At 57.9% G+C, this 22630-nt stretch carries 21 protein-coding genes; 6 read left to right on the top strand and 15 right to left on the bottom strand.

The window, feature by feature from the left end; all coding sequences use genetic code 11:
• The first annotated feature begins 67 nt into the window (after nucleotides 1-67).
• Together V1587_RS13875 and V1587_RS13880 are read left to right on the top strand one after the other, a co-directional pair.
• Entirely contained in the window at nucleotides 68-355 is a 288-nt protein-coding gene (locus tag V1587_RS13875) for a VF530 family DNA-binding protein (RefSeq protein ID WP_045415848.1), read from the top strand.
• 7 nt (nucleotides 356-362) lie between these two features.
• Complete coding sequence (locus V1587_RS13880; protein ID WP_371898141.1) at nucleotides 363-1655, top strand: glycoside hydrolase family 10 protein; 1293 nt, start codon at nucleotides 363-365, stop codon at nucleotides 1653-1655.
• Nucleotides 1656-1695: 40 nt separating this feature from the next.
• On the opposite strand, the gene dsbG is transcribed toward V1587_RS13880, so the two are convergent.
• The 7 genes from dsbG to V1587_RS13915 all read right to left on the bottom strand — a co-directional run bounded on the left by dsbG (nucleotide 1696) and on the right by V1587_RS13915 (nucleotide 7031).
• Nucleotides 1696-2454 carry a thiol:disulfide interchange protein DsbG gene (dsbG, locus tag V1587_RS13885; RefSeq protein WP_371898142.1) on the bottom strand — a complete coding sequence of 253 codons (759 nt, stop codon included), beginning with the start codon at nucleotides 2452-2454 and terminating at the stop codon, nucleotides 1696-1698.
• A 41-nt stretch (nucleotides 2455-2495) separates the two neighbouring features.
• Nucleotides 2496-3107: a DsbA family protein gene (locus V1587_RS13890; RefSeq protein ID WP_371898143.1), complete on the bottom strand. Its 612-nt coding sequence runs from the start codon at nucleotides 3105-3107 to the stop codon at nucleotides 2496-2498.
• Nucleotides 3108-3114: 7 nt separating this feature from the next.
• Nucleotides 3115-5139 carry a protein-disulfide reductase DsbD family protein gene (locus V1587_RS13895; RefSeq protein WP_395314385.1) on the bottom strand — a complete coding sequence of 675 codons (2025 nt, stop codon included), beginning with the start codon at nucleotides 5137-5139 and terminating at the stop codon, nucleotides 3115-3117.
• A gap of 48 nt (nucleotides 5140-5187) precedes the next feature.
• The gene (locus tag V1587_RS13900; protein WP_371898145.1) at nucleotides 5188-5559 is read right to left on the bottom strand and encodes a hypothetical protein; all 372 of its coding nucleotides are present in this window, start codon (nucleotides 5557-5559) and stop codon (nucleotides 5188-5190) included.
• 87 nt (nucleotides 5560-5646) lie between these two features.
• Entirely contained in the window at nucleotides 5647-6207 is a 561-nt protein-coding gene (locus V1587_RS13905) for an RNA polymerase sigma factor (protein ID WP_371898333.1), read from the bottom strand.
• A gap of 5 nt (nucleotides 6208-6212) precedes the next feature.
• Nucleotides 6213-6632, bottom strand: coding sequence for a hypothetical protein (locus V1587_RS13910; RefSeq protein ID WP_023335772.1), 420 nt, complete (start codon nucleotides 6630-6632; stop codon nucleotides 6213-6215).
• 159 nt (nucleotides 6633-6791) lie between these two features.
• Entirely contained in the window at nucleotides 6792-7031 is a 240-nt protein-coding gene (locus V1587_RS13915) for a hypothetical protein (protein ID WP_395314386.1), read from the bottom strand.
• A 166-nt stretch (nucleotides 7032-7197) separates the two neighbouring features.
• Here V1587_RS13915 and V1587_RS13920 point away from each other — a divergent pair, with 166 nt between their 5' ends.
• Nucleotides 7198-7989, top strand: a complete 792-nt coding sequence (locus V1587_RS13920) for a hypothetical protein (RefSeq protein ID WP_371898147.1) — start codon at nucleotides 7198-7200, stop codon at nucleotides 7987-7989.
• 377 nt (nucleotides 7990-8366) lie between these two features.
• On the opposite strand, the gene V1587_RS13925 is transcribed toward V1587_RS13920, so the two are convergent.
• The 8 genes from V1587_RS13925 to V1587_RS13960 all read right to left on the bottom strand — a co-directional run bounded on the left by V1587_RS13925 (nucleotide 8367) and on the right by V1587_RS13960 (nucleotide 19352).
• A complete protein-coding gene (locus tag V1587_RS13925) occupies nucleotides 8367-9917 on the bottom strand; it encodes a methyl-accepting chemotaxis protein (RefSeq protein ID WP_371898148.1) in 1551 nt (516 codons plus the stop codon).
• An 89-nt stretch (nucleotides 9918-10006) separates the two neighbouring features.
• Nucleotides 10007-11023: a LacI family DNA-binding transcriptional regulator gene (locus V1587_RS13930; protein ID WP_371898149.1), complete on the bottom strand. Its 1017-nt coding sequence runs from the start codon at nucleotides 11021-11023 to the stop codon at nucleotides 10007-10009.
• A 28-nt stretch (nucleotides 11024-11051) separates the two neighbouring features.
• Entirely contained in the window at nucleotides 11052-12458 is a 1407-nt protein-coding gene (locus V1587_RS13935) for a sucrose-6-phosphate hydrolase (protein ID WP_371898151.1), read from the bottom strand.
• The gene (locus tag V1587_RS13940) at nucleotides 12458-13828 is read right to left on the bottom strand and encodes a sucrose-specific PTS transporter subunit IIBC (RefSeq protein ID WP_023619263.1); all 1371 of its coding nucleotides are present in this window, start codon (nucleotides 13826-13828) and stop codon (nucleotides 12458-12460) included. Before V1587_RS13940 ends, V1587_RS13935 begins: the two co-directional genes overlap by 1 nt.
• A gap of 66 nt (nucleotides 13829-13894) precedes the next feature.
• Complete coding sequence (locus tag V1587_RS13945; RefSeq protein WP_395314387.1) at nucleotides 13895-15412, bottom strand: carbohydrate porin; 1518 nt, start codon at nucleotides 15410-15412, stop codon at nucleotides 13895-13897.
• Nucleotides 15413-15584: 172 nt separating this feature from the next.
• Nucleotides 15585-16475 carry an aminoimidazole riboside kinase gene (locus V1587_RS13950; protein WP_371898153.1) on the bottom strand — a complete coding sequence of 297 codons (891 nt, stop codon included), beginning with the start codon at nucleotides 16473-16475 and terminating at the stop codon, nucleotides 15585-15587.
• Nucleotides 16476-16563: 88 nt separating this feature from the next.
• Nucleotides 16564-17775, bottom strand: a complete 1212-nt coding sequence (locus V1587_RS13955; RefSeq protein ID WP_371898154.1) for a diguanylate phosphodiesterase — start codon at nucleotides 17773-17775, stop codon at nucleotides 16564-16566.
• A gap of 95 nt (nucleotides 17776-17870) precedes the next feature.
• A complete protein-coding gene (locus tag V1587_RS13960) occupies nucleotides 17871-19352 on the bottom strand; it encodes an alpha/beta hydrolase (RefSeq protein WP_371898155.1) in 1482 nt (493 codons plus the stop codon).
• Nucleotides 19353-19617: 265 nt separating this feature from the next.
• Here V1587_RS13960 and V1587_RS13965 point away from each other — a divergent pair, with 265 nt between their 5' ends.
• Genes V1587_RS13965 through V1587_RS13975 form a run of 3 tightly spaced genes read left to right on the top strand, consistent with a single transcriptional unit; the run spans nucleotide 19618 to nucleotide 22608 of the window.
• A complete protein-coding gene (locus tag V1587_RS13965; RefSeq protein WP_045410261.1) occupies nucleotides 19618-20472 on the top strand; it encodes a MurR/RpiR family transcriptional regulator in 855 nt (284 codons plus the stop codon).
• A 12-nt stretch (nucleotides 20473-20484) separates the two neighbouring features.
• Nucleotides 20485-21060 carry a D-alanyl-D-alanine dipeptidase gene (gene ddpX, locus V1587_RS13970; RefSeq protein ID WP_371898157.1) on the top strand — a complete coding sequence of 192 codons (576 nt, stop codon included), beginning with the start codon at nucleotides 20485-20487 and terminating at the stop codon, nucleotides 21058-21060.
• 15 nt (nucleotides 21061-21075) lie between these two features.
• Nucleotides 21076-22608, top strand: coding sequence for an ABC transporter substrate-binding protein (locus V1587_RS13975; RefSeq protein WP_371898158.1), 1533 nt, complete (start codon nucleotides 21076-21078; stop codon nucleotides 22606-22608).
• Nucleotides 22609-22630 lie beyond the last annotated feature (22 nt).

Here is a 22630-nt window from a genome sequence, read left to right on the forward strand (position 1 = left end):
CCCCTGCTTTCTTGTACCCTTTCAGCGTTTACCCCAATCCCCTAAAAATCGAGACTTCCGGACGCCTATGACTGCACATATTTCTAAAGATCCTTTGCATGGCGTAACGCTGGAGATGATGGTCAACGCCCTGGTGGCGAAATATGGCTGGAGCGAGTTGGGCGACCGCATCAAAATTAACTGTTTCAGAAAAGACCCCAGCGTTAAATCGAGCCTGAAATTTCTGCGCCGCACCCCATGGGCGCGCGCGGAAGTGGAAGCCCTGTATCTGGACTCTCTCAACGATGAGGGAAATACAGCGCAGGCGGCGCCCGCCTTTAATCCCTGGGCCAACAGTCGGATTATCAAGAGCTAATACGCAAATGACGCGACACGTAAAACGGATCGGCGCGCTGGCTGCCTGCGCGCTTTTACTTGTGAGCTGCTCCTCAAAACCACCGAAATCGCTGGTTACCCCTCTCCCCACCGTCAGCAAACCGACGCCGCAGGCAAACGAGCCGATGCGCGGCATCTGGCTGGCGACCGTCTCGCGTCTCGACTGGCCCCCGGTGGCCTCGGTGAATGGCCGCAGCGCGGACCAGCGCATCGCGATGCAAAAGCAGGCGCTGATCGCAAAGCTCGACAACCTTAAGCACCTCGGCATCAACACGGTCTTTTTCCAGGTGAAGCCGGACAGCACGGCCCTCTGGTCATCAAAGATATTACCGTGGTCAGATATGCTGACGGGCAACATCGGGGAGTATCCGGGATACGACCCGCTGCAGTTTATGCTTGATGAAGCGCACAAGCGCGGCATGAAGGTTCACGCCTGGTTCAACCCTTATCGCGTGTCGACCAACACGAAGCCGTCCACCATCGCCGCGCTCAACCGGACCGCCTATCAGACGCCGTCCAGCGTCTATGTCCAGCACCCTGAGTGGGTGCGCATCTCAGGCGACCGCTTTGTACTCGATCCGGGTATTCCTGAAGTGCGGGACTGGATAACCAAAGTGGTGACCGAAGTGGTGGCGAACTACCCGGTAGACGGCGTGCAGTTTGATGATTACTTCTATGCCGAATCGCCGGGATCCGCGCTGAATGATTCCCAGACCTGGCGGCAGTACGGCCAGGGATTTGCCTCAAAAGCCGACTGGCGAAGGCACAACACGCAGCAGCTAATCGTCCAGGTCTCCCGCGCGATCAAGCAAACAAAGCCCAACGTGGAGTTTGGCGTCAGCCCGGCGGGCGTGTGGCGTAACCGATCCTTTGACCCGGCAGGCTCCGACACCCGCGGCGCCGCGGCCTATGATGAATCCTTCGCCGATACGCGTCAGTGGGTGCAGCAGGGCCTGCTGGACTACATCGCTCCGCAGATTTACTGGCCCTTCTCCCGGGATGCCGCGCGCTACGACGTGCTGACCAAATGGTGGGCCGACGTCGTGAAGCCGACCCACACGCGCCTGTATATCGGCATTGCGTTCTATAAGGTGGGCGAGCCGTCGAGAAACGAGCCGGACTGGACGGTTCAGGGCGGCGTGCCGGAGCTGAAAAAGCAGCTCGATCTCAACGATTCTCTGCCCAACGTCAACGGCACCATCCTGTTCCGGGAAGATTACCTGAACCAGCCGCAGACCCAGCAGGCGGTAAACTACCTTCGTGGACGCTGGGGTAGCTAAGTGACGGTCAGGCAGAAACGCCCGTTTCTGCCTGTTTTTTTTACGGCTTCGGCCCGAACATCGCCTCGAGCTGCTGCGCATCCGGCATCCCCACCACCTGCTGCAGCTCGTTTTCCGCATTCAGATAGTAAATGGCCGGCGTGGCGTTAGCGCCCAGGCTGTCCATCAGCGCCTGGTGCTTCTGCAGTATCGCTACCGTTTCGCGTGAAGCCTCGCCTTCAGGCTTGGGCAATTTTTTGCCGCCGGAGAGCTCGTATTCGCGCCAGGCCGAGACCGGATCTTTCGCATTCAATATGGCGGCGGCGTTACGCCCGCTGTTGGGGTTGAGGAACGCCACCAGCAGCGTATTGAGCTGAACCTTACCGGCCTTGACCCACGGCTGCGCTTCGGCCCAGAACTGCTTGCAGTACGGACAGAACGGATCGGCAAAAACAAAGACCTTACGCGGGGCGTTATCCGCCCCTTCCTTCAGGGGATGCGCCGCGCTGAGGTTCTTCCACATCTCGCGTCCCATCGGGGCGTAGATCTCTTTCTGGAAATAGCCTTCGCTGAGGTTTTTTCCTTTTTCATCATGCAGATAGCCCGAAATGACGTGTTTGCCGTCCGGTGTTAAAAAGAGCGTCACGCCCATATCCTGATACTGCCCCAGCCAGGCGGGCGCGCCGCCGGGGGCATCCAGCTTCTTGATGATTTTAATATTCTGCTGCTCGCTGAAGTGCTTCACCACATCCGGTATGGCTTCAGCCGCCTGTACCAGCCCTGACGTCGCCAGCGCCGAAAGTAACAGTAATTTTTTCATTTCCCTCTCCGGTTTGTCGGGGGCATCACGCCCCCTTCAGGTTAGCGGTTTTTCAGTGCTTCACTGACCATTTCGTCGAACTGTTCGTACGGCACCCAGCCGGGCAGCAATCCCTCGCCGATAAGCGTGGCGGGCGTGCCCTGGATCCCCATTTTTTCCGCGACGATAAGGCTGCGCCTGATCGTCAGAAAACTCTCCTCGTCCGGCGTCGTCACGCTGACGCCCGCCCGCTTTTGCGCCTCCTGAATGCTGGCGTCATCGTGGTACCCCTTTTTCGCCATCAGGGTATGGTTCAGCTTCATAAACTGCCCGGGATCTTTTCGCCAGAGCGTTAAGGCGTTTCGCGCGGCGGTCAGCGAACTTTCCGAGCGGAAAGGTAAAAACTTAAACACCACCGCCACGTCCGGATGTTTTTCGACAATCTTCTCCAGGTACGGATCGAATTTTTTACAGTACGGGCAGTTGTAGTCGGTAAACACCACCAGGGTGAGCTTTGGGTTTTTCGCGCCGATGCGCGGGGAGTTTGGATCGTTAAACAGGAAATCAGCGATCGTCTTCTGCGCGCGCTGCTCCTGGTCCGGCGTCAGCGGCTGGGCGGCAAATACCTGAACCGGGGCCAGCAGGAGCAGAAGCGTAATAAGGAATTTTTTCATGACACAGTTAGCCTTTTGCGTTGTTCAGGGTGGTGACCAGGGTGCGCTTGTCCAGCAGCGGCGAGAGGATTTCCCCTTCAGGCAGACCGGGGCCATACACCGCGTTAAACGGAATGGCGTAGCGGTTTCGCTTCGCCAGAAAATCCGCGATAAACGCGGACGGCTGGCTCCAGTCTCCGCGCAGGGCCACCACGTCCGGCTGGCGCAGCGTGGCTATAACGTCCGGCTGGCTGAGCACCCGATGCTCGTTGACTTTGCAGGTCACGCACCAGTCCGCCGAGATATCTACAAACACCCGTTTCCCCTGCGCCAGCGCCTGCTCAATGGCCTCTTCACTAAGCGGCTGCCACGGGATGGTCTGCGCAACGCTTTGTGGCGGAGCGTCAGGCGGCGCGTTAAGCAGACCGCGCAGCTGATACCCGCCGAACGCCGACAGCACGATGACTACCAGCCAGAACAAGGGCGAGGATTTTTGCCCCTTCAGCGCGAACGCTACCAGCGCAGCGGCAGTCAGCGCCAGCATCACGATCTGGCTGGCCGCCTCGCCCAGATGCACGCTCAACAGCGTCGCCAGCCAGAGGCTGGAGGCCAGCATCATCATGCCGAGGATGACCCTGAGCATGTTCATCCAGCGACCGGGTTTCGGCAGCAGCATGGCCGTTTTCGGTACCAGGGCAACGAACAGACACGGCAGGCTCATGCCCACGCCGAGCATCAGGAAGATAAGCCACAGGGCGTGCAGCGGCGCGCCAAGGGCAAAGGCGACCGCGGTACCGAGGAACGGCGCGGAGCACGGCGTCGCCAGCAGCGTGGCGAACATTCCTTCGCAGAAGCTGCCCCCGACCCCCGATCCCCCTGCCGTCGCCAGCCGACCTGCGGCAGAAGAAGGCAGAAGCACTTCAAACGTCCCAAAAAGGTTCAGCGCAAACAGGAAGGTCACGGCGACCATCAGGCCGATAAACCACGGGTTCTGGAACTGAATGCCCCACCCCAGCGACGCTCCGGCCAGCTTCAGCGCGGTAACCATCCCGGCCAGCAGCATAAAGGAAGTCAGGATCCCGGCGCTGGTGGCAAGAAAGCGCAGCCTGATGGCGCGACTGTTCGATCCCGCCAGCAGGATGCTGTTAAGCTTCATGCCCATAACTGGCAGCACGCAGGGCATCAGGTTCAGGATCAGCCCACCCAGCAGAGCAAAGAGCACCATTTTTCCCGTGCCGTCCGGCGCGGAGGTCTCTTCGGGCGTTGTCCCAACGGTCATGGTGGTTTGCTGCGCCCGATCGCCGTTGGTCAGCACAAACGACAGCCTTTTACCTGCCAGCGAGGCGGGCTTATCGCCCCATTCGTCGGTCACGGGAACCGTGACCCGAAGCGCAGTGCCGTCATGTTTAATCACCGGTTCGCCAGGCAGAATATCGCCCTCCAGCGGGTCAAAATAGATCCCCGGATTCTCCCATTTTCCGTCCGTCGTCCCCGTCATCACCAGGTTACCGTCAGAAAGCCAGGCGGACAGATCGGCAGAAACGCCCGACGTGCCCGGCACGGCGCGCATCGCCTGTTCGAAGGCGCTGCGGAAGCCCTCATCCACCGGCTGGGTAAAATCGAGGTGCAGCGGGTAGTCCGTCAGCAGGCAGACGTTGCTGCAGGTAGAGAGCGTCAACGTCCCGTCGAGCGCGTCGCCCTTCGCGCCGTCGAGCGTAATCGGGATCGTCACCTTATCGTGATAGCCCTGCGTGGTCATGCCGGAGATATCGAAGCGCGACGGCACCGGCCAGGACCAGCTGTCCGTTACGCCTTCCGGCCAGCTGATTTTCGGCGCCACGCCGCCCTCGCCCGGCGATCGCCAGTAGGTTTTCCAGCCGGGCTTTAGCTCAACGGTGAGCAGGCCTTTAACGTGCGTTTGTTCCCTCTCCGCCTGAAAGCGGATGCGGGCGTGATCGTTTTGTGGGGAGACCAGCCAGCCGGTGTCTGCCGCATGGACAATGCCGATGCATGACAGCCACAGGAAGACGAATCCCCTGAAGAGGTTAACCATGTTGTACTCCGTGAACAGTGAAAAATTATCGTGTGGTGACGATGTTTTTCATTCACGGAAAACGCAGTTTTTAAGGTGTATTCGGGGAGGCGGCGCCTGAACGGGCTGTTCCACGGGAGCAAATGCTCGCCCTTGCGTAAACAGCTGCAGCAGCGCGAAGAAGATAATAATGGCCGGCAGCGCGCCGTCGAAGAACAGCGGCTGCGCGCAAAGCAGCGAGTGCGCGCCGAGCTGACATGGCGACGGGCCGGATTGTTCAGTGGTGCTGGTTTGAGCCGGGGCATCTGCACTCAGCGAAATTTGCGGATCCAGTCCCTGTAAAAAATGGTTGAGCATCACCGCACGCTGCACGAGGCAAAGCGCCATCGCGAGACAGGTGATAATTAAAAGCCATTTTCCGAGAAGCTGACGGTTGCGCATAACATTCCAGAGTGACAAGACGCCCCGATCATAAACGATAGTGATGAATCTACAAGTGCCGGAAGTGTAAGGTTTTGTCTGCCGCCGCTATTCGCCCGTCAGCGCATCATAGACGTCCCGCAGCCGCGTGCGCAGAAACAGCACCGCCTTGTGCTTGCGGGATAACAGCGCCTGTTCGCTGGCGCCGGTCTCCTCTGCCAGCATTTTAATGCTGTAGCCGTGGAGTTCGGTCTTTTCAAACGCCTCCCGCTGCGGCGGAGGAAGTTCAGACAGCGCCTGCCCCAGCTCTTCCCACAGCAGCGTTTTGAGGTACTCCTCTTCCGGCGTGTGCGGTACGCCGAACAGGGTTTCGGCCAGCTCGTCTTCCGGATAACCCTCATCGTCTTCGCCCGTAAAATAGCCGGAGAGCGACACCTCGCGCTTTTTACGCGCCCGGTCGGTCATCTCGTTACGCGCCGCGCGGAACAGCCAGGCGGCGACGTTTTCGACCGGCTGCTCCACTTTCATCAGCTGATACGTCACTTCCTGCAAAATGTCGTCGGCATCATCGCGAACGGACGTCCGTCCGCGAATGAAGGCTTTCAGCCGGGCGCGGCAGGCGTTTAGCGCCGACATCAGCATGGAGCCGCCCGCCTCCCCGGCTTTCATCTCGCTCACTCTGCTTCCGGCGCTTTTGGCGTGGCGTCATCGCGCTTATCGTCACGATGACCGTGCCAGCCGCAGTGCCCGCGACCGTGGCGACCAAACCCTTCGCGGCGCTGCTGAATAAACGCCTCACGCTGTTCGGGCGTCATGTTCATCCAGCGCTCGTGCATCCGGCGGTGCGCGCCAAACATCCCGGGGCGGAAACCTAACCCACCAAACAGAATGCGGCTCAGCACCAGAATGCCCAGCGCCTGCCAGAATCCGATGGCCTTCACGCCCAGTATCGCCGGGAGCAAGGCGTTCCACAGGGTCATCACCAGCAGGCCGAGCACGATGAAAATCACCGCGCCGATGACTAAGCCTTTGCCCATACGGTGGCGACCAAATCCGCGCCCGTGACCTCTGCCGTGCAGTTCAAAATCTCTCATGGTGTTTACCTCGTTTACAGTAACTGATTATGGCTTGTGATGAGGTAGACGGATGAGGGAGGAAAATATTGCTGGGGTGAATATAAATTTTTTTGTGCTGTCGGATTTGGACTCATAGCGGTAACGGCTGGCGGATGCTATGAGTCGCTTGCAGGCAAATCATCGCGGACGAAGAAGTCGCTTAACCAATGCGATAGCAATGACGGCCAGTATGATTGATAACAATGCCAGGAAGATGAGCAAGGATAATAATGGATTTAACAAGCCACCTAAACTGGTGAAGTCGCTGATACGGCCAAGTTGCTCGGACGTGCATACACGCAGAATGATCTCAGGGATAATAAGCAAAAAAATAATGACGGTCAGGACATAAACCAGAGCACTCTTACGCTTTCCCATTTTCGATGTTGCCCCTCTATCAAACATGATCAATGATAATAAGGTAATGATACTGCAAGGTTATATAAAATAGCACAAAACTCATAAATCACATCCTATTCGACGTATTAAAGTTTTACTAAAAACTGCCGATTTATGAGTTACCACTTAATTTTGAGGCCCCAAAATGCTCACTGATATTTTTAAAGACAAAGATTTTATTATTTATTTTCTATATGGCACTATATTTATATTAATTGTAAATAGAGCGTGCGGAATGTCTAATTTGCTAAGATTTGTCTTTCGCTACCTGGCAATTGGCTACTCAGATGTAAGAATGAAAGAACTTGATAATAAATGGTTTGATGTCCAACTATTCAAAATCACAAATGGAATTAACACCACCAACCTAAGAGACGCGCGACTAATACAACGAGGGTTAAATGAGGGGGTGTTAAAGCCATCATGGTTTTTATTTACCAGTTCATGGGGAGACATCACCATAAAAATGTCGAAAAAGAAATTAATCTTATCCTCTTTAATGGGGTTGGTTATATTTTGCATGGGGAATTATGCATGGATTGAGCAAACCAGAATTCTAGATGGATTCGTCAAAATCGACTACAAGGAATTTAGTTATTACCTTTCTAAAGAAAAGCTGATCATAACATCACTTAACAGATCCACTGATAACGCCACCGTTCACAGTAAAGAGGATTGCAAGAGTATCCCGAACTCAATCGCTAAGGACTCAATGTTCTCTATAGCATGCACAAAGCTACTTGATGATAGATTATCGTATATATGGTGGCTTGAAAAAGAAATCCAGTCTGTAAATAGTAGAAAAAATATGCTAAAACTTATATCTTACATTTATTGTATCACTAGCGTTTTGTGGGGGTTTTCATTATACCAATTCAATCGTGCCAGCACTCATGTCGTAAATTATAAGTTATCAATGCAAAATCAGACTTCATAGAGAGAAGTAAAAGACCACCTTCGACCACTTTTATAGAAGGTGGCTTTCGAAAATGCCCCCGAGAAAGGTATTATTACTGAAAGCCTACCCATTTTAGATCCATATATTCCACAGTTGCCTTGCTTTGTGTTGTTTATTTCGATTGTAATTTCAGACAGGGCAAATTACAAACATATTCCGGAGAAATAGATTAATAAAAAGATCTACCGAACACTAAAAATGTTCACTACATGTGCGAATAGCTACCTCGCTCCATAGCAAATCAAAAAACATGTTAGTCGTTACAAATGTAATAATCACCGCCGAAAACTGTCAGAATTATAGAATTGTGGTGGAAGTAGTAAACGACGAGGCCCTCTCAGGGGCCTCGCTTCAAATCAAGCCTGCACCGGCAAACTAAAACTCGAAATACTGCGTGAAAGCTGCTGCGCCTGCTCTTCCAGCGATGCCGCTGCCGCGGCGGACTGCTGCACCAGCGCGGCGTTCTGCTGGGTCACGCCATCCATCTCGGTCACCGCCTGCCCGACCTGGCTAATCCCACGGCTCTGCTCTTCAGAGGCGACGGAGATCTGCTCCATCAGCGTATTTACTTTATTCACCGACGAAATGATCGAATCAATCACCTCCCCCGAGCGGCTTACCAGCTCCGCTCCGTTTTTCACGCTGGAGACCGACTGCGCGATCAGGCTTTCGATGTCCTTGGCCGCCACCGCGCTTTTCTGCGCGAGGGTGCGGACTTCACTGGCCACGACCGCAAAGCCGCGGCCCTGCGTGCCAGCGCGCGCCGCTTCTACCGCCGCGTTCAGCGCCAGGATGTTGGTCTGGAAGGCGATGCTGTTAATCACGCTGGTGATGTCTTCAATGCGCTTCGAGTTCGCCGCGATGGTATTCATCGTGTCGATGACTTCACGGGTTACCGCTTCACCGGTGTGGGCATTTTTCACCGCGTCCTGCACCAGCTTCCCGGCCTGATACACGTTGTCGGTATTGTTCGCCACCGTCGCGCTCAGCTCTTCCATGCTGGCCGCCGTCTGGGTTAACGCCGAAGCCTGCTGCTCGGTGCGTGACGCCAGGTCGATATTACCGGAGGCAATCTCCTGGGCCGCGTGCGTTACGGTATGGCTCGCATCGCGCACCTGGGCGATAGTCGCCAGCAGCGCCTGACGCATCTGCTCCATCGATCCCATCAGATGGTCGATTTCGTTGCCTGTACTCCCCTTCACCGGCACCGGAATGTCCAGCTTGCCTGCCGCAATCTGGCTGCAGTGCTCGCGCGCCAGGTTGACCGGCGCAAAGACAAAGCGCTTCATCAGCAGGCTGACGGCGACAATCACCACCACAAACAGGCTGGCGATAGCGGCAATGATCGCCAGGCCAGAGACGAAGTTACTGCTCGCATCTTCGTTCAGGCTTTTGGCGTATTTCTGGTGGACGGAAAGGACCTGGTCGAGAACGATCTCGTACTGGCGGTCGAGGCGGGATACTTCCGGGATCAGCGCGTTGAATTTGGCGACATCGTGCGCCTCGGCGGCATCGATCAGCGGCGCCAGCCCCTGGTTGCGGTAGTTTTGCCATGCATCCTGATAGGCAGTCACCAGAGGCGCTTCATCGTTCAGGCGCGGCGACGCCATAAAGGCCGCAAAGGCGTGGTCCGCTTTGGTCAGCGCCTCTTTCACGGCGGTAAGCTTTGCAGCGCCGTCCGCCGCGTTGCCCGCTTCCACCATCTTCACATACTCCATCACCCGAACGCGCAGCGTACGGCTGTGGTTGATGGGGTCAATAATGGACAGCACAACCTGGATCTCTTTGTTGACGTTATCCAGCGAATTATTACTTTTAATGATGAGGCCAACGCTGGTGACGGTGCTGACGACAAAGAAGAAAAGCAGCGAGAACAGGACAATCAGGGACGACTTTTTCAACGACATAAACCAATACCTCAAGGAGAATTATTCCTTATGGTTATCGGCGCTTCCAAAACTTAAATTAATTAAAGTTATTGATGTTTTGAAGCGGACTATACCGCGGACTTATAGCGCCGCTGCAGGGTGGCAGCCAGCTTGCGTTGCAACGGTTCCGGGGTCTCGCCCTCAATCAATTTACTAATCAAATCAAAGCAGTGCCACGCCAGCTGGCGGTTATCCTGACGAATGGTATCCACCGGGATCGTCAGCGAATCGTAGAGATAGTGATCGTCAAAACTGGCTAACCTGATATCGCTTTGCAGCAGGTTATGCTGGCCCATATAGCGCAGCACTCCTTCCAGCAGCCCGCAGGCGGCGGCAAAGAGCGCTTTCGGCGGACGCCCCAGGCGGGCGCAGAGTTCAGCAAACATCTCGTATCCGGAGCTCGGGTGATAGTTGCCGTGAATGATCCACTCGGGACGCAGCTCCACGCCGGCATCACGCAGCCCTTGCTTAAAGCCTTCCAGGCGGTCGCGCGTGGGCGACAGGCGGGGCTGGCCGCCGAGGAAGTAGAACTCATCCGGATGCTGGCGCGCAATGTCCGCCACCAGTTCGGTCGTCGGGGTAATGGAATCGGTGATCACCAGCGGCAGCGCGCTGTCATTGATGTGGCGGTCAAACAGAACCACCGGCAGCTGCTCGCTCAGCTTATGGTAGTCCGCGTCGTTGAGCATGCTGGAGGCCACAATCAGCCCGTCTACCTGACGCGCCACCATGTTGTTCACCACCACCGTCTCCTGCCCCGGGTTTTCATCGCTGCAGGAGATCAGCAGCTGCACGCCCGCCTCGCGGCACAGCGTTTCCAGCTCGTGAGAAAAGACGGCAAATCCGTAGTTGGTGATCTCCGGGACCACCAGACCAACGGTGTGGCTGCGGTTATCGCGCAGCGACCGGGCGTGAATGCTGGGCTGATAGTGGTGCTCTTTTGCAATCGCCAGCACGCGCTCGCGCGTCTCTTCCGCCACGCGTAGCTCTTTGCTGCGACCGTTCAGAACCAGGCTGGCGGTGGCTTTTGACACACCCGCCAGCTCCGCGATGTCTTTAATGGTGACGCGTTTTGTTTTTCTCACAACGACTTAGATCCGGCTGCCAAAACCCTCATTCTATCATGCAGGCGCGCAGCGACCAGTAGCGTAATGTGATATCGGACGCACCTTCGAATCGCACCCGGGCCGGATGGTCAGGAAAATAGCGGCTGCTCATCACCCCTTCGCCGTGGTTAATGAAGATTTCGACGCTGGAGCGGTCGCACAGGACGCGCAAATGACGGACGTCACCCTGCCAGTAGCGGGTCAGCGTTCCACCGGTTTTCAGGCTCGCGCGTTCCAGACGCACGCCCTGCTCATCAACCCTGAGACGCAGCGCGCCGGCAAAATCGACGCTCACGTGCGCGGCGTCCAGCTCAAACTCCAGGCGCGTCGCGTCCAGTTCGGGCGCGTCGCTGGCGCGCCCCTGCCAGTGCTGCTCATCTTCACGCAGCGCCGCCAGCTCGCGCGCCGGGGTTTGCCAGAGCCTGCCGTCGCGATAGCGTAGCTCGCGCGGGCATGTCATCTGATGCATCCAGCCGTGCGCCCGGGTGGGCTGAAGCATCTCTTCCCCGTCCGGTACGCCCATCCAGCCGATCAGAATGCGTCGCCCGTCTTCCGCCAGCGTGGTTTGCGGGGCGTAGAACTCAAACCCCGCGTCCAGCTCGTGCAGCTCGCCGTGATCGAATGCCGCATTGGCATAGTCAAACGCCCCGCTCATCCAGGCGGCCGGATAGGTATTGAGGTAGCGATGAGGCTCGCGCGCCAGCCCCTGCGGGCAGGAGATCAGGACGTGCGTCCCGTCGAGGGCGAACAGGTCCGGACACTCCCACATATAACCCGCGTCCGACAGGCCGTTAACCCCGTGACCGGCGATCTCCCCGCAGGATGTCCAGGTGTGCAAATCGGCTGATTTAAACAGCAGCACCTTGCCGCGCTTCTGGGCATCCTGCGCGCCGAGCACCATGTACCACATCCCCTCGTGCTGCCACACCTTCGGGTCGCGCACGTGGCCGGTGTAGCCTTCAGGCAGGGCCAGCACCGGTCCCAGCTTCGTAAAGGTTCCGTCCGGCTGCTCCACGGCCAGACACTGCCAGGCCGTGCGGCTGCCGTCATCGAACTTGACGTTGCCGGTGTAGCACAGGGTCAAAACGCCCTCGTTATCGACGGCGCTACCGGAGTAGCAGCCGTTGCGGTCATACTCTTCGTCAGGCATCAGCGCCAGCGGCTCGTGCTGCCAGTGCACCAGGTCCGCAGAGCTCAAGTGCCCCCAGCACTTAAAGCGATGCTCGCAGTCCAGCGGGTTCCACTGATAGAACAGGTGATAGCGGCCGGCAAACCAGATAAAGCCGTTCGGGTCGTTCATCAGCCCCGTCACCGGCGCGGGGTGCCACTGCGGATAGTGGCTATCCGCCAGCGCCCGCGGCTGGCCTTTCATAACGGCCTGCAGGATCGCAGGCCAGCGGGAAGGTAACGTCATTATTCAGAATCCGTTTTATATTTCAGCAGCAGTGAGACGGTAAACGCCACGCCGAAGGCAATCACCATGCCGATAATATAGTTCAGCAGCGAGCTGGCCTGCACGATGGCCATGCCCGGAATCGCGGTCAGCCCGACAGCGGTCATGTACACGTGCACGGAGACCACCCAGGCCCCGCCCACCGCACCGCCGATTAGCGCGGCGATAAACGGCTTAACGAAGCGCAGGTTGATACCAAAAATGGCCGCTTCGGTGATGCCCAGCATTGCAGAGAACGCCGACGGCAGGGTAATGGCTTTGATTTTGGCGTCTTTGGTTTTGAACCACACCGCCAGACAGGCGCCACCCTGCGCTACGTTCGCCATGGCCCAGATCGGCAGCAGGAAGTTAACGCCAATCGACGGATTCCCCAGCAGCCCGGCTTCAATCGCGTGGAAGCTGTGGTGAATACCGGTGATCACAATCACCGAGTAAAGTCCGCCGAACAGCAACCCGGCGAGCCAGCCCGCGTGGGCGATCAGCGTGCTCAGAATAAAGGAGATACCGTCCCCCAGAGCGCGCCCCGCCGGGCCGATAATCAGCAAGGCGATAAAGCCGGAGATAACCACGGTGAGGAACGGCGTCAGGATCAGGTCTAACGCGTCCGGGATCGCGCGGCGCAGGTTTTTCTCCACGATGCTCATAAACCAGACGGCCAGCAGCACCGGGAATACCGTGCCCTGATAGCCAATCATCGCAATCTCAAGGCCGAAGAAGTTCATGGTGTGGAAGCCCGACGCCACGCCCCAGGCGTTGGTCAGCGCCGGGTGGGTCAGAATGCCGCCCAGCGTCGCGCCGAGGTACGGGTTACCGCCAAATTCGCGCGCGGCGGTAAAGCCAATCAGAATAGGCAGAATGATAAACGCCGCCGAGCTGCACATGTCCAGCATGATGTAAATGGCGTTATCCGCATTGACCCAGCCGTAGGTTTTCACCATGCCGAGCAGGCCCATCAGCAGGCCGGACGCCACAATCGCGGGGATGATCGGCACAAAGATGTTGGAGAGCAGACGGGCAATGCGCTGGAACGGATTCAGCTTGCGCGCCGCCAGGTCTGCAGCCTCAGATTTACTGGATTCGCTAATCCCCGCCGCCTGAATAAACGCGGCGTACACCTTGTTGACCACGCCCGTGCCAAAAATCACCTGCATCTGCCCGGCGTTACGGAAGCAGCCCTTCACGCCGTCAACCTTGCCAATAGCCTGCTGATCCGCCAGCGCGTCATCGACCAGCACCAGACGAAGACGCGTTGCGCAGTGCGCCGCGCTGGCGATATTTTCCTTGCCACCGAGCAGCGGAATAAGCTCGCGGGCGATTTGATTAAAATCCATAGATACCTCTGCCTGACTTCTTTTTATGATGTGCGAAACGCTCCCGCCTGGCGGGAGCGTGATGGGTTAAAACCAGGTTTCCATCTGGACCCCAAAGTTCCATTCCCCGCCGGCGTTGAAGCCGCTGCTGCCAAAGGCATCATCGCTGGCGTAATGATCCAGTTTGCTGCTCCAGTCCATCCAGGTGGCAAACAGGCGCAGTTCAGGACGGCTGAAGAAATCGCCGATTTTGCTCGCTTTTAAGGTCGGCGCAAAGGTCAGCTTGTAGAAACTGCCGTTCACGGCGTTGCGGTCCTTATAGCCTTCCGGATTTAAATCCATGTACTGATAGCTGCCCTCAAACGCCAGCGCGAAATTCTGGGTGACCTCTTTGATCAGGCGGGTGTTGAGCGTTACCCACTCATAGCTATCGCCCTTGACGTAGCGATCTTTACTGCTTTGTGCCAGAACGGCGGGCGCAACGCTCCAGCCACCGCCGATCGGCGTGACACCGTAACTTGCGAAGCGCCAGGTATCCGCCTCAGACAGCAAGGCGCCGTCGGAGCCGATGCTTTTCACCTCCGCACCCAGGCCGTGACCATACAGCAGCGCCGTTTTGGCGGTCCCTTCGCGCAGGCCGTAGAAGCTGTCATTATGCAAGCCCACCAGGGCATGAACGCCGTGATTGGCGGCATCCGTTTTGATGAGATCGCCGTTTGTGTCTTTACGGTCGTCGTTATCCTTCGCCCGCAGGCCGCTCACCATCAGTTGGAACGGGCCGGCGAAGTGGTTCATGCTGAGGATATAGTTCTGAACGTTGTTGTCGGTCTGCTCCACGCTGCCGAAGTTGCGGCCATAAATGGAGAAGTTGCTGCGCAGCGAATCGTTCCATTTCACGTCATACACGCCGCCGCCGGTACCGGCCAGGAACACCACGTCGGAATCCAGCCAGTGGATGTCAAAATTGTCGCGGTCGAAGCGTTTACCCGCCCAGAAGGTGCTGCCCTTCAGCGCGCCGGTAAAATCAGGCAGGTTGCCCAGCTCCGCGAAGGCCTGACGAATATTGAGGTCGCTGGTATCGGCTGACCAGTCGTTATAGGTTCTCTGACCGTCGGCCAGCATCGCCTTGAAGCGCGTGGTCGCCCCGTTATCCAGAGTTTGCTTGTGCTCCAGGTTCAGCTCGACGTAAGTGTCGGCTTCGTTACCCAGACGCCCCACCGCACCGCCGGTTTCACCGGCTGGCGTCAGGTAAGGGCCGCTTTTGCTGCTGGAGGCCGCATCGTTCATCAGCAGGCCAGAGCGGGCATAGCCGTGGAATTCTAACCCGCCGGTCTGATCCGCCTTCTTCTCCAGCGCGGTGGTGCGCTGCGCCACCTCCTGGGTCGTCGTTTGCGCCTGCTGCTGCGCGGCAACCAGCTGCTGCGTTTTTTGTTCTGCATCGGTGGCGCGCTTCTCGGCCACCTGCGCACGCGTTTCCGCAGCCTGGAGTCGCTGCTCCATCGCGGCAAGGCGCGCTTCGATACTTGTCATATCCGTCTGGGCAAATACAGAGGTACTTCCGGCCAGCATGCCTATCATCACGGCAAGTCTGCGTTTTTTATACATTTTGTCGCATCCCTAAAAGAAGTCATTAAACGTGCTAAATTGCTAAACCGGTTTAGGTTGCTGATACTAAACCTGTGAATTTTGGATCGCCAATCTTTTTTGCTAAACCGATTTAGTAAGTGTGATCGAGGCGACAATTCAGGCCGCCGGATGGCGGCCAGGAGAGGAAGAATTACAGGTCGTGCTGCCAGGGCAACGCGGTCATCGCCCCTTTGGCCGTGGTGGCCAGCGCGCCGCAGCGCTGGGCGAGCGCGATAACCGGGGGCAGAGCCTGACCGTCAGCAAGGCCGTAGAGCAGACCCGCCACAAAGGCGTCGCCAGCGCCGGTCGTATCAACGCACTGCACAGGCGTTGCCGGGTAGTGTTTCACAGTGCCCTTATGCCAGGCGATCACCCCCTCTTTACCCTGCGTGACCAGCACCAGGCGCGCCGGGCAGCGCTGCATCAGCACCTCCAGACCGGCGTTGACCTCCGCGCTGCCGGTGAAAAAGGCCAGCTCTTCTACCGAGAGTTTCACTACGTCTGCGCTTTGCAGGGCCTGTTCGAGACAGCGGAGAAGTTCGTTCTCATCCGGCCAGAGATCCGGGCGAATATTGGGGTCGAAACTGACGTAACCGCCCGCTTCCCGGATGGCGGCCATCGCCTGAAATGTTGCAGAACGGCTCGGCTCGGCGCTTAAGGCGATGGAGCAGAGGTGCAGCCACTCCCCGGCGCTGAACGTCGGCAGATCGGCGGGTTCCAGAAACAGATCGGCGCTCGGACGCACCATAAAGGTAAACGAGCGTTCGCCGTGGTCGTCGAGATCGACCACCACCGTTGAGGTTCGGTGCGCCGGGTCAAGGCGCATCCACGTCACGTCAACCCGCTCTTCAGCGAGCGTTTTCGCCATAAAGCGCCCGAAAGGATCGTCGCCAACCCTGCCGATAAAGGCGCTCTGGCCGCCCAGCCGGGCAATACCTACCGCAACGTTCGCCGGTGCGCCGCCGGGACACTGCAGTAATCGACCTTCTCCATCAGGCAGCAAATCCACTACCGCATCGCCAAGTACCCAGATTTTCTTCATGTAATCCTCTTAGCTAAACCATGTTAAACCGATTTAGCTATTTAAGCACAGGCCGGGCAAAGGGGAAATAACGGGAGGAAAATTTGACTTAACGCACCAGGTGCGGCCAGTGGATATCGCCGACGCCATTCAGCTGCGGCCGGGCAAAGAGAAACCCCTGAAAGCGGCGGATCCCGGCAGATTCGAGCCAGCACCACTCCTCTATTTTCTCGATGCCTTCCGCCACCAGGGTGATTTCAAGATCGGAGCAGCAGCTGATGATGGAGCGCACAATCGCCTGTTTGGGGCCGCTCAGGTGGATGTTGCTGACAATCTCACGGTCGATTTTAATTTTGTCCGGCTGGAAGCGGGTAAGCAGCGAAAGCCCGGCATAGCCCGAGCCAAAATCATCGATCGCCAGGCCAATCCCCTCACCGCGAAGCTGCTTAATCGCGCTGTTAAACTGGTTGAACCCGGAGATCATCTCGTTTTCAGTGACTTCAATAACCACCTGCTCCGGCTGCAGGCCATGTTTCTTAATCTCATCGACCAGAAATTCCACGGCGCCGGGGACATTCACCAGCGACATGGGCAGCAGGTTTACCGCGATTTTATGGCTGCCAATGCCCAGCTTTTCCGCCAGCGCAAAGGCATAGGCTTTTGTCTGGAGATCGACTTCGTAGATTCTGTCCGGGTCGACAGTGCTGAAGAAATGCTCCGGGCTGCCGCCGTCGTTGCTACGGATAAGCGCCTCAAGGGAGCTGATCTTCCCTTCCGAGGGCTCGACAATAGGCTGCAGCGCAAACTGGCAGGTTTGCCCGGCAATCAGGCCCAGGTGTTCGCCAAAGGGTAGCGTTTCGGTCGAGAGCGTCCATTTGTCCGCGGTGTAGCGTGCCCCCGACGGGACCGGACGTTTACCGGTTATAAAGGTCTGAATAAATTTGAACACCCGATCGTCGGAGGTGAGATAGCTGTCCAGCTTGCTGTAACGCAGCACCGACTGCAGCACCTCTTTCGGAGACTGCGTTTGCAGATCGAACAGCAGCATACCGACGTTTTCGAAGCGTCTGCGCGGACCATAGTCCCGCAGCAGTTCTACCACCCCGCTGTGCCGCTTGTCCTCACGGATGGTATGGAACAGTTTGACCACACTCTCTTCGGACCCTTCGAGGATTTGCAGAACGTCGTTCCCTTTAGCCAGGAGGACGCCGGTAATATCCAGTTTTGTGTTGCGGCCCCTGGCGCGCTCCACCAGCTCCCGCAGTTCGGTGGACGGGCGGGATAAATTCAACTGGCTTCGGTAAATCAGAGTCGTCAGCACAAAAATGGGTTCCGATGAGAAAAAGAGGTGCCTTGAAGCTTCTATTTAACATACTTAATCAATGCGACCTAACATATTCACGCCACAGGGGAACGTTACTTTTCCCCGTCCCCGATCCGGCTGTTAATCCTATCCTGCATATAGTCATAAAACGGGTTCGAGGTGACCCGCATCAGCGCCTCTTTTCCGACGCTCAATACGGAGGTTTCGCCCCAGAGCGCAATCGTTCCGAGACTGATGCCGTAGCGGTTTTTCACCCCAGGATCGCGGCCATAAAGATCGTCATCCGGCGGGAACGGCACGGCAACGTGCGACAGGGAATAGACATCCTGCGGCCAGGACTGGGCAAGCGGCACGACCGTCTCCTGCGTGCTGCCTGCCGGGGTTATTTTCGCCACCGTCGAGAAACTGTGCTCGCCAGCATTGGTGACAATCGTGACACCGTAACGTCTCTGAGCGACCGGCAGCAGCGCCGAGGTGGCCGTCCATGATGACGGTTTGAAGAGCGGACGGAAGCTCGCGGCCTGGTTGATATCAAACACTACCAGCTCGCTGCCGTTTGCCGGAAGCTGGTCAAACAGGGCGCTGACCACCGCGCGGGTGCTGACCGTGGAGTCCATTACCGACTGGAACGCCAGTACCGGCGGCAAATTCGCCAGCCTGTTTTCCCGCGCCGCGCGGCCAATCTGCTCCTGCAGGGCCTTCGTCAGCAGCCACGACTGGCGGGCGGCGTTGACCGGGAACGAATTGTATTTATACGGATTATATTCCGGGGCGATATTCAGCCATGCCGCTTTGGCAAACGGTGGCAGCAGCGCCGGTAGTCCGGCGAAGCCGGCAAACCGCGCAAAGGCCGTCACGCCGATCATCGGTGAGAGCAGGATCACCTGCTGCGGTTTACGTAGCGCGGGCGCGTCCAGCGCATCGAGGGCATATTTCATCGCCAGCGCCCCACCGTTGGAATAACCCACCAGATGCAGAGGTACAGCCTCACCCGCCAGGCGCGTGGCTTCCCGTACGGCAAGACGCGTGGCAGCCAGCCACATCTCCCAGTCAACGTCCGTCAGCGCACCGGGCGCGGTGCCGTGTCCGGGAAGACGCGGGACCACGGCCACAAAGCCGTGCTGCTGGTAGTTCACGGCAAGGCGCCTGACGCTGTAAGGCGAATCCGTCAGCCCGTGCAGCAGCACCACCGCGCCGCGCGGCTTTCCGGCCGGCATCAGCACAAAGGAGCGGTTGGCATCGGGGGCAAACTGACCGGGCCACACCAGGCTCTGGCGGTAGTAGCGGTTTAACGGGGTTTGCTCCTCGCCCGCTGTTTTCGCCGTCACCGCGTTATCCAGATCGGTGAAAATCGCCTTTTCCCGGGCCTGATACCCGGCAAAATCGGCTTTGTCGAGCTCGCGCACGGACATCTCGTCCGCCCGCCAGGTGTGCCACAGATGCAGTTCCGGCCCCTGCTGCGAGAGATACACCCGCACCGCCAGCAGGACGATCAGGACGATCCCCACGACCATTCCTGTTTTCTTTGCAAGCGCGATCAGGCGCACGCTGACTCGCCAGGGCAAATTCGCCATGAGGGATCCCTTTTATGTTCTCAGTGCTTCTATCTTATCAAAAATGTGAACGGCCTGACGTATTCACCAAATTCATACCTGTCCGGTCAGCCAGTGCACCAAAAGTGAACTACGATGCACAAATGTTGATCATTGGTTAACCAAATATTGCATGAAGTTTACTACGCAGCGGGTTTTGACCCGCCTGTGAAAATGGCACGCGTCATGCATTGTTAACCAGGTAACACAATTTCGGCCATTGACAGCCTGTTAACAGCGAGGCGGTATGACGACGAAACCTGAGATGTTGAGCCGTATCGAAGCGACCTTCAGCCAGCTGACCCCCAGCGAAAAGCGGGTCGGAAGCTGGCTGCTGGCGCACGCCGCGCAAATCCCGTTTGAAACGGCGGAGAGCGTCGGGCTGGCGAGCGGAACCAGCGGGATTACCGTCGGACGCTTTCTCCGCAAGCTGGGGTATCGCAACCTTGAGGATGCCAAAAAGAGCCTGCGCGATCCGTATCAGCCCTGGGGCATGAACGAGCGCCTCGACTCCTGGCAGCAGCAGCGCCCCCTGCCCAATCGCCTTCAGCACGCCCTTTCGCTGGAAGTGGACGCCATCACGCAGGTGTATCAGTTGGCGCAAACGGACGCCTTCCGCCAGGTGGTACACCATCTGGCCCACGCGGACGCGGTCTTTGTGCTGGGGATCCAGTCCACGCGCGGGATCGCCAACGCCTTCTTCAGCCACCTTGAATACCTCCGCCCGCGGGTGAGCTACTCCGAAGGGGCATCCGGTAGCTGGGTGGAATCCCTGAACTCCGGGTTTGCGCACCCTTATGTCGTGCTGACCGATACGCGCACCTACTCCACGATGGCCCGACAGTACTGCCGCGTCGCGAGCGAGAAAGGCATTCCGCTGGCCTTAATCACCGATATCTGGTGCCCGTGGGCGCGGGATTACCCGATTGATTTACTGCAGGTGAAAACCGATACCGGTCATTTCTGGGATTCACTTGCCCCCGTGAGCTGCCTGTTCAACCTGCTGCTGTCGGGCGTGGTGGAAGCGCTGGGTGATGCGCTCCCGGCGCGCCTGGCGGTAAACCGACAATTACAACAAGAGTTTGGTCAATTCGAACGCTAAAGGAGCGGAGCTATGCCCGTAGAGAGTGAACTGATTGATGTGGCGAAGACGTTCCCCACGCTGCATATCGATCTGAAGTACGCCACCGCCGACAATATTACCGGCCGCCCGATTTACCAGGAGGCGCTGTGCCTGCTGCATACCGACGCGGCCACCGCGCTGGCAAAAGCCATCAGCATTGCCACGCTGGCCGGACTGAAGCTGGTGGTCTACGACGCCTATCGGCCGCAGCAGGCGCAGGCCCAGTTGTGGGAGGCCTGCCCGAATCCGGAATACGTGGTCGACGTGGCGATAGGCTCCAACCACAGTCGCGGCACGGCCATCGACGTGACCCTGATGGACGAGCATAACGCCGTGCTGGATATGGGCGCCGGTTTTGACGAAATGCATGACCGCTCGCATCCGTATCACCCTTCCGTGCCGCCGCACGCCCAGCGCAACCGTCTGCTGTTGAACGCCATCATGTTCGGCGGCGGTTTTGTCGGGATCGGCAGCGAATGGTGGCACTTCGAACTGCCGAACGCCGCCAGCTACCCGCTGCTTGAGGACCGTTTTGCCTGTTTTCCCCTGACGCACACCCCTCTTTAAACCTGGAGCACTGCCATGAAAACATCGCTTCTCTCGACCGTCATTGCCGCCGCGCTGGCCCTGAGCGCACCGCTGGCGCTGGCTGCCGTCCCGAAAGACATGCTGGTCATTGGTAAAGCCGCCGACCCGCAAACGCTCGATCCGGCCATCACCATTGATAACAACGACTGGACCGTCACCTATCCATCCTACCAGCGTCTGGTCAAATACAAGCCAGGCTCAACCGAGGTGGAAGGCGATCTGTCGACGGGCTGGAAAGCCTCCGACGACCAGAAAGAGTGGACCTTTACCCTGGCGGATAACGCCAAATTTTCCGACGGCACGCCGGTCACCGCCGAGGCGGTCAAACTCTCTTTTGAGCGCCTGCTGAAGCTCAGCCAGGGGCCGTCAGAAGCCTTTCCCAAAGATCTGAAAATTGATGCCGTGGATGACCATACGGTGAAGTTCACCCTCAGCCAGCCGTTCGCGCCTTTCCTCTACACCCTGGCGAACGACGGCGCCTCCATCATTAACCCGACGGTGCTGAAGGCCAATGCCGCGGACGACGCGCGCGGCTATCTGGCGCAAAACACCGCCGGCTCCGGGCCGTTTATGCTGAAGAGCTGGCAGAAAGGCCAGCAGCTGGTGCTGGTGCCAAACCCGCACTGGTCGGGCGACAAGCCGCACTTCAAGCGCGTCTCGGTGAAAATTATCGGTGAGAGCGCGTCGCGTCGTCTGCAGCTTTCCCGCGGTGACCTGGACATTGCCGACTCCCTGCCGGTCGATCAGCTGTCGGCCCTGAAGCAGGAAGGGAAAGTCGCCGTCGCCGAATATCCGTCCCTGCGCGTGACCTATCTCTACCTCAACAACAGCAAAGCGCCGCTCAATCAGGTCGATTTACGCCGAGCGGTCTCCTGGGCGACGGACTATCAGGGGATGGTGAAAGGCATTCTGAGCGGCAACGGCAAGCAGATGCGCGGCCCGATCCCGGAAGGCATGTGGGGCTTTGACGCCACGGCAATGCAGTACAGCCTCGACGAGGCGAAAGCCAAAGCGGCGCTGGAGAAAGTCAAAGACAAACCCGCCAGCCTGACTTTCCTCTACTCGGACAACGATCCTAACTGGGAGCCTATCGCGCTCTCAACGCAGGCCAGCCTTGGCAAGATCGGCATTAACGTCAAGCTGGAAAAGCTGGCTAACGCCACCATGCGCGACCGCGTCGGCAAAGGCGATTACGACATCGCCATCGGCAACTGGAGCCCGGACTTTGCCGACCCGTACATGTTCATGAACTACTGGTTCGAATCGGACAAGAAAGGTCTGCCGGGCAACCGTTCGTTCTATGAGAACAAAGAGGTCGATTCCCTGCTGCAGGCGGCGCTGAAAACCACCGACCAGGCGGAACGGACTAAAGATTATCAGCAGGCGCAGAAGGTGGTTATCGACGAGGCGGCCTACGTTTATCTGTTCCAGAAGAACTACCAGCTGGCGATGAACAAAGAGGTCAAAGGCTTCACCTTTAATCCAATGCTCGAGCAGGTGTTCAACATCGCCACCATGAGTAAATAACGGTTATCGCCGGGGGAAAGGG

It is taken from the genome of Enterobacter sp. ECC-249 (genome assembly GCF_043965265.1).
GTDB classification, from domain to species: domain Bacteria; phylum Pseudomonadota; class Gammaproteobacteria; order Enterobacterales; family Enterobacteriaceae; genus Enterobacter; species Enterobacter quasiroggenkampii.